This window comes from Protofrankia sp. Cj3, from assembly GCF_917627355.1.
In the GTDB taxonomy this organism is placed as follows: domain Bacteria; phylum Actinomycetota; class Actinomycetes; order Frankiales; family Frankiaceae; genus Protofrankia.
The window spans coordinates 4,330-15,151 of record NZ_CAKJTR010000069.1; the positions used below are offsets into that span (position 1 = coordinate 4,330).

The following is a 10,822-nucleotide window of genomic DNA, read 5'->3' on the forward strand; positions in this document are numbered from 1 at the left end:
GCTCTAAAGGCGGCAGGCTCGGATCGAGGAGACGATGATGCCTCGGGCGCCGATCTCCCACAGGCCATCCATCACTCGGTTCACCTCGGCGTGTGGCACCATCGCTCGCACGGCCACCCAGTCCTCGCGTTGCAGCGGTGAAATCGTCGGCGATTCGTAGCCCGGAGTAATCCCACATGCTTTCTCAAGCAAAGACTTGGGGACGTCGTAATCCATGATCACATAACGCCGAGCGACCAGAACACCCTGGATCCGGCGCAGCAGGCGCTCGTGGGCGGGGACGAGCTCCAAGCCCTTCTTCACGAAGACGACGGCTTCAGAACGCAGCACCGGCTCACCTACCAGGGCCAGCCCGTGAGCACGCAGCGTACGCCCGGTCTCCACCACGTCCGCGACGACATCGGCCACTCCGAGCCGGACAGCCGTCTCCACCGCGCCGTCCAGTTTGACAATGCGGGCGTCGATGCCACGGTCAGCCAGGTCGGCCGCGACCAGCCCGGGGAATGACGTGGCGATGCGCGTCCCGGCCAGGCCGGCGAGATCATCTAAGGTGCCCAGTGGCGCGGCGTAGTGAAAGGACGAGAATCCGAAGCCGAGCGGCAGCAGCTCGTCAGCGGCGACGCCGCTGTCGATGAGAAGATCGCGGCCGGTGATGCCGATGTCAAGGTGACCCGCCCCGACGTAGACGGCGATGTCACGGGGCCGGAGAAAGAAAAACTCCACATCGTTCTCGCCGTCAGCGATGACAAGTTCCGCCGATTCTCGCTGCGCCCGGTAGCCGGCGTCGACGAGCAGCTGACTGGATGCCGTGGCCAGTGCCCCTTTGTTGGGCACTGCTAGTCGAAGCATCATAGCCCCCGTGTCACGGTTTTGGCACCGGCTGCGCACAGCAGGCCCACTGTTACAGCCTTGAGTATACGTCGGCCGGTGTGAGGCCCGCGGAAATCATCACCAACTGGCTCCAGTACAGCAGTTGCGACAACTCCTCCGCGACACGTTCGGACCCCTCGTACTCGGCCGACATCCAGGTTTCAGCAGCCTCTTCGAGCAGTTTCTTCCCGATATGGTGAATCCCTTTCTCAAGGGCGGCGACGCTACCCGATCCAGGCGTTCGTTCACGCCATTTTCCAGCCAGCTCCAGATACAGTTCATCGTACGTTTTCATCGCCGCGGAGACCCTGCCTTCCCACCGGTCACAAAAATGATCATTCTGGCCGCTGAAAGGATCTGTCCGCTGTCCGGGCTGTCCGGAATCCGGTAGGCCCGCGCTCGACAAGCACCACGACGGAGCTTCCCGCAGCCAGGAAGCCTCGTCCAGCCGGACGTGAACATATCGGGAGACCACCCAGATGGTAACGCACCACCGCCCCGAGCGGGCGGGGCCAGCCCGGGAGCGGGCGCACGAATCCACCGCCCGATCACCACAACCCGCCGCCGGCCCCGATCCGCATGCGGTTTACTGAACGACTGTGTTCCATCCCGCGCTCGTCGCCACTGACCTCGACGGGACCCTGATCCGAACAGACGGCTCGGTCTCCGCTCGTACCCGAGCCGCGCTGCATCGGGTCAGCGGCGCCGGCGCGCTCGTCGTGTTCGTCACCGGCCGCCCGACACGGGTGATGGCCGAGATCGTGGCCCAGACCGGCGCGTCGGGCCTGGCAATCTGCGCTAACGGCGCAATCGCCTATGATCTGGACAGCCATCGCGTGGTCAGGCATCGCACGCTGGACGTCACCACCGCGCTGCGCCTGGCCACTGAAATCCGGGCTGCCATACCGGACGTGTCTTTCGCGGTGGAAAGCGGCAGCCAGTTCGGACGGGAACCAGCCTTCAGCACGATATGGCCCGATCCGCACGAACGTGTCGGGGATATAACCGAGCTTCTCCTGACAATGCCCGCGACGAAGCTTCTGGTCCGCCGGGAGCTGTGTGAGACCATGCTGGCCAGCGCCCGGGCCACGATCGTAGGGATCGCGGGCTCGGCGGCCGAGGTCACCACCTCGAGTCACGATCTCGTCGAAATTGCCGGCGCGGGCGTCTCCAAGGGAGTCGCCCTGGCGGAGATCGCGGAACAGTACAACATGCCCGCGCGGAACACGATCGCTTTCGGTGACATGCCGAACGATCTACCGATGTTCGCCTGGGCCGGGCACGCTGTCGCGGTCGCCAACGCCCATCCGGACGTCCTCGCGGCGGCCGATGAGATCACCGCCTCCAACGACGCCGACGGTGTCGCCCACGTCATCGAACGCATCTTCCCCTGAGCTTGCCCATTGAAAAAGATCATTTCGATGGAGGCCAGGATGAGGTCATGGCCACATCTGCCACCACCTCGGCGGGGGGCGCTGGGATGGGCGGTGCCGCGGGCACCAGCCCAGGCGCCTCCCATCCACCGTCCCATGACATTGATCCCGATTTCCTGGCGCTGCCTCGCGCGGCGCTCGCGGACGCCGTGCTGCAGACCGCCCGCGACCTTGGCGTGACCCACGCCGACATCCGCATCGAACGGATCCGCGACGCGTCGTTGTCGTTCCGCGACGGCGGTCTGGAAAGCCGTGGCGACAGCCGGTCGGCCGGCTTCGCCGTCCGGGTCGTCCACGGTGGGACGTGGGGATTCGCCGCCAGCGTCGATCTCACCACCGACGAAGCGGTCCGGGTGACCAAGGAGGCCGTTGAACTCGCGCGGGTGGCCCGACCGCTCAACAGCGAACCGGTGGAGCTGGCCGACGAGCCCGTCTACACCGACGCGGTATGGGTGTCGGCCTACACGGTCGACCCGTTCACGATCGAAACCGCCGAGAAGATCGAACGGGTCGGCGGGCTGTGCCGCACGCTGCTGGCTGCCCCGGAGGTCGACCATGTCGACGGCCGGCTCGGGCAGGTGATGGAGAACAAGTTCTACGCGGACCTGGCCGGGACGACCACCACCCAACAACGGGTCAGAGTGATCTGCCAGCTCGAGGCGACCTGTGTCGATCGCGCCGCCGGCGGGTTCGAGACCATGCGCACGATCGCGCCGCCCGTCGGCCGCGGCTGGGAATGGCTGGTGGCGGGCACCGCCGCGGGCTGCTGGGACTGGGACGCTGAAATCGCGCTGATCCCGTCCCTGCTGGCGGAGAAGAGCCGGGCGCCTTCGGTGGAGGCAGGCCACTACGACCTGGTGATCGACCCGTCCAACCTGTGGCTGACCATCCACGAGTCGGTCGGCCACGCCACCGAGCTTGACCGTGCGCTCGGCTACGAAGCCGCGTACGCGGGCACCTCGTTCGCCACCCTCGACAAGATCATGTCATTGCGCTACGGCTCCCCCGCCATGCACGTCACCGGTGATCGCACCGCCCCGCACGGCCTGGCGACGATCGGCTACGACGACGAAGGCGTGCGGGCGGGCCAGTGGGACATCGTCCGCGCCGGAACCCTGGTCGGCTACCAGCTTGACCGTAGGATGGCCGCGCAGAACGCCGCAGCCCTGGGCACTGGTCGTTCCAACGGCTGCGCGTTCGCGGACTCCCCCGGGCACGTGCCGATCCAGCGGATGGCGAACGTGTCGCTGCAACCGGCACCGGGCGGGCCGTCCACGGACGAACTGATCTCCCGGGTGGAGCGCGGGATCTACGTGGTGGGCGACAAGAGCTGGTCGATCGACATGCAGCGGTACAACTTCCAGTTCACCGGCCAGCGCTTCTACGAGATCCGCGGTGGCCAGCTCGTCGGGCAGCTGCGCGACGTCGCCTACCAGGCGACCACCACCGACTTCTGGGGGTCGCTGGAAGCCGTGGGCGGCGAGGCGACCTATGTCCTGGGCGGCGCGTTCAACTGCGGCAAGGGCCAGCCCGGCCAGGTCGCCGCGGTGAGCCACGGCTGTCCGTCCGTGCTGTTGCGGGGCATCAACATCCTTAACACCCAGCGAGAGGCAGGCCGGTGAGCCCGCTGCGGTCCCACGAGGTCGTTGAACAGGCGCTGGCGTCGTCACGGGCCGACGGCTGCGTAGTGATTGCCGACGAGTCGAGCACGGTGAACCTCCGCTGGGCCAACAACACGCTGACCACCAACGGCGCGGCCCGGGATCGCTCCGTCACCGTGATCAGCGTGGTGGGCCGCGCGTTCGGGGTCCGCTCCGCGAGCGATGTCACCGATGGCGACGCCCTGACGAAGCTGCTGCGTTTGTCCGAGGCTGACGCCCGCGAGGCTGAAAACGCCGACGACTACGCCGAGCTGCTTGGTCCCGACGCCGGCAGCACCCAGGCGGGCTCGTCCGGCGGGACAGCGGCGGCCGCGCGCGCGGCGGCGGAGGCTGCGGCGACCTTCACCGACCCCGCGCAGCGCACCAGCACCGGTGTGTTCGCCGAGTTCGCCCGCGACCTCGGCGACGCCTTCGACGCGGCACGGGCCGACGGGCGCCGCCTGTTCGGCTTCGCTCAGCACGAGCTGACCACCACCTGGCTCGGCACCTCCGCGGGGCTCCGGCTACGCCACAGCCAGCCGGCCGGCTCCGTGGAATGGAACGCCAAGAGCGCAACGCCTGGCGGCTCGGTGTGGCATGGCCAGTCAACACACGATTTCACCGACGTGTCCGTGCCGGACACCGACGTCCTCCTGCGCCAGCGCCTGGCCTGGGCCGCGCGCTCGGTGGATCTGCCGGCCGGCCGCTATGAGACATTGCTGCCGCCGTCCGCCGTCGCGGACCTGCTCAGCTATGCCTACTGGTCGGCGGCTGGCCGCGACGCGGCCGAGGGACGCACGGTCTTCAGCCAGGCCGGCGGCGGGACCAGAATCGGTCAGCCACTCGGCCCGCCCGGCCTGCGCCTGTTCAGCGACCCGTTCGACCCGGAGCTGTCAGCGACACCGTTCGTCATCGCGACATCCTCATCCGCGACATCGAGTGTGTTCGACAACGGGCTGCCGCTGCGGCGTACCGACTGGATCACAGACGGCACGTTGACCGCGCTGCTCCAGACCCGAGCGTCGGCCCGCGCCAGCGCCCAGGCTGTGACCCCGTTCATCGACAACCTGACCCTCGATGGTGGTGGGACTGCCTCACTGGACGAGATGATCTCGAAAACCTCTCGTGGGCTGTTGCTGACCTGCCTGTGGTATATCCGCGAGGTCGACCCGCGGCTCCTCCTGCTGACCGGGCTCACCCGTGACGGCGTCTACCTGATCGAGGACGGTGAGGTCACCGGCACGGTGAACAACTTCCGCTTCAACGAGAGCCCGGTGGACCTGCTGGGCCGGCTTACCGAGGTGGGGACCACGGTCCGGACGCTTCCACGCGAATGGGCGGACTGGTTCACGCTTGCGCGGATGCCGGCTGTGCGCATCCCCGACTTCAACATGAGCTCGGTCAGCCCCGCCAGCTGACCGGGTGGCGAGCCCATGACGCGGGCCCAGTCCGGCCGCGCGGACGGCACCTACGGATATATCACCTGTGGATATATTCAGCCGGCTGCATACAGCCGGCGTCTACAGATAGGCGCCGCGACCGAACTGCTCTCCGGACTGGGAACCGCTCGGCAACGCCCGCCGCCGCATCTCCTCCAGCTGGGCCCGCGCGGCCATCTGCTGGGCGAACAGCGCCGTCTGGATGCCGTGGAAGAGTCCTTCGAGCCAGCCGACGAGCTGGGCCTGAGCGATCCGGAGTTCGGCATCGCTCGGCGTCTGCGTCTCGTCAAAGGGGAGCGTGAGCCGGCCCAGCTCGTTCTGAAGATCAGGAGCAAGGCCGCTGGAGAGCTCATTGATCGAATTACGGTGGATCTCCCGGAGGCGGAGCCGGCTTGCTTCATCCAGCGGTGCCGCCCGCACCTCCTCCAGCAACTGTTTGATCATCGAGCCTATCCGCATAACCTTGTCCGGCTGGGACACCATCTCCATGAGCATGTTCGACTGGTCACCGTGACCGTCCCCGCCGCTGCCGCCGTCAGCGCCACCGCCGGGGACCGGGGACGTGGCTGTGTCGCCACCGACATCAGCCGGCGCCATCCGTGAGCTGGCACCCGCCGTAGCGGCGTTCACAGCACCGTCCGGTCCAATGATCACAATCTGTGGGTCCGGTTGATCTGCCATGGGTCCATCCTGCCTGGTCGCTCCGGCAAACATGTAGGCAGGATGGAGATGAGTCCCGACCTGGCCACTTTCAGTGGTATTCGGAGTATTCCGAACCTGGCAGCGCCAGCAGGACCTTACCCACGTGCCCGAGAGCCTCGACGTGCCGGTGCGCGTCAGCGACCCGCTCAATCGGGAACACCCGATCGACGACCGGCATGATCGCCCCTGCCTCGACCGCCGGCCAGAGACGTTCGCGGACGGCCGCCACGATCGCCGCCTTCTGCGCCTCCGGCCGGCCACGCAATGACACCGCGTGCACGACGCCCCGTTTCGCCAGCAACATCCCGAGGTTCAGTTCACCTCTGCCGCCGCCCTGAAGCCCGATCACGACGAGCCGCCCCTCGACGGCCAGCGCGGCCACGTTGCGAGCCAGGTAGGAAGCACCCATATTGTCAAGGATGACGTCCGCTCCGCGGCCGTCGGTGAACTCCTTCAGGCGGGCGACGAAGTCCTCGTCCCGGTAGGAAACAGCACAATCGGCTCCGAGCTCGCGGACCCGGGCGAGCTTCATCGGGCTGCCCGCGGTGGTCACAATGGTCGTCGACGGCCGGAGGGCCCGCGCCGCCTGGATCGCGAACGTGCCGATCCCCGACGCTCCGCCGTGCACGAGGAACACCTCACCGTCGCTCAGGCCGGCCAGCCCGAACACCGTCGAGCAGACGGTGGCGGCGACCTCGGGCAGCCCGGCCGCCGCCACCAGCGACACACCAGCCGGCACCGGCAGCACCTGGGCGGCGGGCACGTTGACCCTGGTCGCGTACCCACCGCCGGAAAGCAACGCGCAGACTTCGTCGTCAACCCGCCAGGCAGTCACGCCGTCACCAATCGCCGCGACCCGGCCGGAGCACTCCAGCCCGAGCACCTGGGAAGCGCCTGGCGGAGGCGGATAGAGACCTTGTCGTTGCAGTAGGTCAGCCCGGTTCACCGCGGAGGCGGCCACCTCAATGGCCACCTCACCCGGACCGGGGAGGGGCAGATCGGCCACCTCGGCCCAGGACATGACCTCAGGGCCACCTGGCGACATCGCTGTCACGGCATACACAGATACACGGTATCCGTGTGCCGCGGCGCTCCGGCACCACGCTCCGGCACCACGCTCAGGACGGGATCGCCAGCCGCAGATCACAGACACGCAGCAACAGATGGTAGGGGTCCGACGGCGAGCCGGAGAAAATCTTCAGTTTTCGGCACCACTCCCGAGCCGAGGCGTCCTCGACATGAATGATGAGGATGGGCGTGTGGGCTGGTCCCGCCGCATACGCGGCCTGCCGCAGAGCATCAGCCACGAGTACCCGGCCGACGCCGCGGTGGCGATCCGCGAGGTCGACACCAACCCTGGAAATGATCAATACCGGTGTCTGTCCGCCATCCCCCACCAGGCTGCCGCTGGACAGCGCGTAATAACCAGCGACATCGTCTCCAGAGCCCCGCCGGATGACCCGCACCCGGTTACGCCCGCTCCGCGCCGCGGCGAGTGCCTGTTCCCGCAACCAGGTCGTTGTCGGCAACGATCCGCAGTCGAACGCCGAACAGCGATGATGGGACGCAAGCGTTTCAATATCATTGAACCCGTGCGCGCCGCTGCCGTGCCCGGCTGTCTGCAGCAGGCTCGCAAGCCCCGCCGGCAGTCGCGGAGGCTTCGCAACCAGCGCGCCGAGGTTATCTTCCTGTTCGGTCGAGAGGCAGAAGAGCCGACGGTCCGCCAGGACGTCGGTCGCCGCCCTGGTGGCATGAGCGATCACGAAATCGGCGACCGGAATACCTGCCGCGTCGCTGGCCGCGGCCAACAGGCGCCAGACGCGTCCGTTCTCGCCGGTACCGACAGGATCAATCTTCACCATCGACATCCGTGAACCTCCAGCACCCCATGGCATTACTCTATGAACCTAAATACTCTACCCAAAGTAACAGGCGGCGAATCATCCCAACACCCGGCGGAACCGGTAAGAGCGACCGGCAATAGGGGTGTGGGTCAAAGAGCGGGGCTGGGGTGCGTGCATCGCGAGGCGGCGGAGGGAGCCACTGGAGGTGGTGGGTGGTGGGTGGCGACCGACGAGCCGGCGTACCCGTGCGTCGCGCGGCGATGGACGCGCAGCGATGGATGGGGAGCGGATGGATGGGGAGCGATGACGCGAGGTGCGCAGCCCAGTCCCGCGATAGCCCCGGCGCTGCCGCGTCCCCTGTTGCCGGTCGTCGGCTCTTACGCCGCGGGAAACCCAGGCCACAACCAGCTCAGGGGCTGAGGCCCACGAGATACCGAGGGCATCCCGTACGGGCACACATGCCGGCTCGGGTTCGGGCTCCGCCGGAGCGGGCGTGGTGTACGGCGACGGCTCGTGCGGCGCGGGCGGGAGGTCCGGGGCGTCCGGCAGCAGGGGGCCCGGATCGTCCGGAACGGGAACGTCCGGATCAAGCGGGGGTGGTGTGCCAGGCTGGTGGGGACGAACGGCCTGCTTGGGCTGAACGTTAACGCGCGGCGCAACCATATGCGCGGGAGTACCCTGGCCGGCGGTGTGGGGAAACATCACCATTGAGATCCAGCAACGACCGCGACCCACTTGTCAGGACCCCGCTCACCGCGGCCGCGGACGAGCGTGCGCTGCACGCAACTACATGCAGTAAACAGTTAGTCGTGGCAAGCAGCTCTACGCAAGAAAAACTTTGATCTTGTTATGTTGTCGGATTGTCAAGTTACGCCAACCCGATCGAGACCGCACCCTGGCAGTCAGACATACTTCGACTGCGTTGCCTGCGGGGCTACCCCTCGATCATCATCGAACCGCCGGGAACGCGTCGGCCATCGGACGAGCTACGGGAGCACTCCGGTTGGAACGGGACAACTACACCGATGGTGACAGGTCCGCCAGCTCGGAAGCGGAGTTCCACGTCTTCTTCGAACAGCATCATCGCCAGCTCGCGCGGCTCGCCTACCTGCTGACCAACGATCACGACGCGGCTGACGACATCACCGCCGACGCGTTCACCGCGGCCTGGCGGCACTGGGCCAGGGTGCGACAGGTGGACAATCCCCTGGCATACATGCGCCGTACCGTCGCGAACATGGCAACCAGCCGGCTGCGGCGGATCATGCGCGAACGGCGCGGTCTGGGGATGCTCGGCAACATGGCCGAGACCAACAGCGTCGACACCGATGTACCGGCCGTCGTCGATGTCCGGGCCGCGTTGATGTCGCTTCCCGCTCGCAAACGGGAATGCGTGGTGCTCCGTTACGCATTCGACCTGTCGGAGCATGAGACCGCGCGCACCCTGGGAATATCCGTCGGCACGGTCAAGAGCCAGACGTCCAAGGGCGCGGGCGAGCTGGAACGGCTACTGGCCGCAAGCGCCCATGAGACCGCGTGGGTGGCGTCGTCCCCACCGGTGGCCACCCCCCCGGCCAGAGGAGGGACGAAAACAGGCGCGCGCAAGGGGCTGTCGCGCCCGCGGCGAGACGTTGACCCACCGGCGCGATTGCGGGGAGGAGAAGCCACGTGACAGGCGCCCGTCGTAGGCACGGTGGCAGCCGCGCCCACATCGAGGCTGAGTCGTGGCTGCCGGCCGCGCTGGCCAGAGCGGCGTTGACGCACGAGCCGAACACCGCCGAAATCCGCGGACGCATGGCCAGGGCGGCTGGCGGCGCGCCAGCACCAGGCGATCGCGCCTGTGCTCCCCACGCCAGCCGGCAACGCGCGCGCTCAGCGCCACGCGGCGGCCAGCGATCGAGGCTGAGCCGTTCCGCGTGGCCATTTCCGCGCCGCCCCACAATGATCGTCATCGGCATGGCCACCGGCATGCTGAGCATCGCCGCGATCACCTTGATCGGTGTACGGGCCATCCCACCGTTCGACGACCGCCGGCCCATCACCGCGATAGCGGCACCAGCGCCCTCGACCTCGGCATCGCCCCACTCCCCGGCCCTGCCAGCGTCACCCACGAACTCCCCCCTGGACGGGCCGGACCAGGCCGAACCGGCCGCGGCGCCACTCGCGACAAATACCACAACGCCCGCGACACCCCGAGCCACGGCAACAACATCGATCATCAACGATCAACAGATAGCAATCTCCTCATTCGCAATTCCAGCACAAACAATCATCCTTCCATTGCGAAATTGTAGGGATTGGGTACTCTACGGGCTCGGGAACACTTTCCCCGTCCGGGAACAAGCGCGCGCGGACCTTCGCAACCCCCTCATCGGCCAGCTCGGCATTGTCGGGGCCAGCCCGACGGCGGTGACCGGAACGAGGGGCCGTTTCGACTGGAGCGGCGGCAGGCCGCAGGCGACCGGCAGGGATTACACCGGCCGCCTGGCCGTACCGGCTTCCGGTGAGCTCAAGCTGACCGTCTCGCTGGCGGCGGCCGCGGACGGCCACCTGGACCTGTATCTCGGCACCCTCGGAGTCCGCGGCGAGGTCCAAGCCACCCTCGACGGACAGCCCAGCCCCCCGGCGTCGTTGGTGGCGCCCCAGGCGGGCCGCTGGGCCGACACGGTTGTCCGGATCAGCTTCGGCGCTGTCACCGGGCCGCGCAGCCTGACGGTCACGGTGTCGGCCGCGGCCGGAGACAGGGACGGTGATGGCCAGTTCCCGGGGTTCCAACACGACGGCGGGACCTCGTCCCGGTGGCCGCCAGGAGCGGTGTCCTCGGGACAGATCTCACTTGCCGCGGCCGTACTCCTCGAGGATTAAGAGCGCCCGGCAATAGGGGTGTGGATCAA

The 10,822-nt window shown here is 67.6% G+C and carries 10 protein-coding genes; 5 read left to right on the plus strand and 5 right to left on the minus strand.

What is annotated here, in order from left to right:
• Positions 1-3 precede the first annotated feature (3 nt).
• Positions 4-849 carry an ATP phosphoribosyltransferase gene (hisG, locus tag MJ783_RS11570; RefSeq protein ID WP_239310427.1) on the minus strand — a complete coding sequence of 282 codons (846 nt, stop codon included), beginning with the start codon at positions 847-849 and terminating at the stop codon, positions 4-6.
• Between the two features lie 52 nt (positions 850-901).
• On the minus strand, positions 902-1,165 hold the full coding sequence (locus MJ783_RS11575; RefSeq protein WP_239310411.1) for a phosphoribosyl-ATP diphosphatase: 264 nt from the start codon (positions 1,163-1,165) through the stop codon (positions 902-904).
• 304 nt (positions 1,166-1,469) lie between these two features.
• On the opposite strand from MJ783_RS11575, the gene MJ783_RS11580 reads away from it, so the two are divergent.
• The 3 genes from MJ783_RS11580 (at position 1,470) to MJ783_RS11590 (ending at position 5,361) form a co-directional block, all read left to right on the plus strand.
• Positions 1,470-2,264, plus strand: coding sequence for an HAD family hydrolase (locus MJ783_RS11580; RefSeq protein WP_239310412.1), 795 nt, complete (start codon positions 1,470-1,472; stop codon positions 2,262-2,264).
• Positions 2,265-2,350: 86 nt separating this feature from the next.
• A complete protein-coding gene (locus MJ783_RS11585) occupies positions 2,351-3,925 on the plus strand; it encodes a TldD/PmbA family protein (protein WP_239310428.1) in 1,575 nt (524 codons plus the stop codon).
• A complete protein-coding gene (locus MJ783_RS11590) occupies positions 3,922-5,361 on the plus strand; it encodes a metallopeptidase TldD-related protein (protein ID WP_239310413.1) in 1,440 nt (479 codons plus the stop codon). Before MJ783_RS11585 ends, MJ783_RS11590 begins: the two co-directional genes overlap by 4 nt.
• 102 nt (positions 5,362-5,463) lie before the next feature.
• On the opposite strand, the gene MJ783_RS11595 is transcribed toward MJ783_RS11590, so the two are convergent.
• The 3 genes from MJ783_RS11595 to MJ783_RS11605 form a co-directional block, all read right to left on the minus strand.
• Positions 5,464-6,063: a bacterial proteasome activator family protein gene (locus MJ783_RS11595; protein WP_239310414.1), complete on the minus strand. Its 600-nt coding sequence runs from the start codon at positions 6,061-6,063 to the stop codon at positions 5,464-5,466.
• Positions 6,064-6,133: 70 nt separating this feature from the next.
• Positions 6,134-7,147, minus strand: coding sequence for an NAD(P)H-quinone oxidoreductase (locus MJ783_RS11600; RefSeq protein ID WP_239345469.1), 1,014 nt, complete (start codon positions 7,145-7,147; stop codon positions 6,134-6,136).
• Between the two features lie 55 nt (positions 7,148-7,202).
• Positions 7,203-7,952 carry a DUF1778 domain-containing protein gene (locus MJ783_RS11605; protein WP_239310416.1) on the minus strand — a complete coding sequence of 250 codons (750 nt, stop codon included), beginning with the start codon at positions 7,950-7,952 and terminating at the stop codon, positions 7,203-7,205.
• Positions 7,953-8,931: 979 nt separating this feature from the next.
• Between MJ783_RS11605 and MJ783_RS11610 the strand changes: the two genes are divergently transcribed.
• Both MJ783_RS11610 and MJ783_RS11615 read left to right on the plus strand, forming a co-directional pair.
• Positions 8,932-9,600 carry a SigE family RNA polymerase sigma factor gene (locus MJ783_RS11610; RefSeq protein WP_239310417.1) on the plus strand — a complete coding sequence of 223 codons (669 nt, stop codon included), beginning with the start codon at positions 8,932-8,934 and terminating at the stop codon, positions 9,598-9,600.
• Between the two features lie 284 nt (positions 9,601-9,884).
• On the plus strand, positions 9,885-10,793 hold the full coding sequence (locus MJ783_RS11615) for a hypothetical protein (protein ID WP_239310418.1): 909 nt from the start codon (positions 9,885-9,887) through the stop codon (positions 10,791-10,793).
• Positions 10,794-10,822: the final 29 nt, after the last annotated feature.

Coding starts and splice junctions, on each gene's coding strand:
- MJ783_RS11605 (WP_239310416.1), bottom strand. CDS start 7,952: ATGTCGATGGTGAAGATTGATCCTGTCGGTACCGGCGAGAACGGACGC.
- hisG (WP_239310427.1), bottom strand. CDS start 849: ATGCTTCGACTAGCAGTGCCCAACAAAGGGGCACTGGCCACGGCATCC.
- MJ783_RS11585 (WP_239310428.1), top strand. CDS start 2,351: ATGGGCGGTGCCGCGGGCACCAGCCCAGGCGCCTCCCATCCACCGTCC.
- MJ783_RS11595 (WP_239310414.1), bottom strand. CDS start 6,063: ATGGCAGATCAACCGGACCCACAGATTGTGATCATTGGACCGGACGGT.
- MJ783_RS11615 (WP_239310418.1), top strand. CDS start 9,885: ATGGCCACCGGCATGCTGAGCATCGCCGCGATCACCTTGATCGGTGTA.
- MJ783_RS11575 (WP_239310411.1), bottom strand. CDS start 1,165: ATGAAAACGTACGATGAACTGTATCTGGAGCTGGCTGGAAAATGGCGT.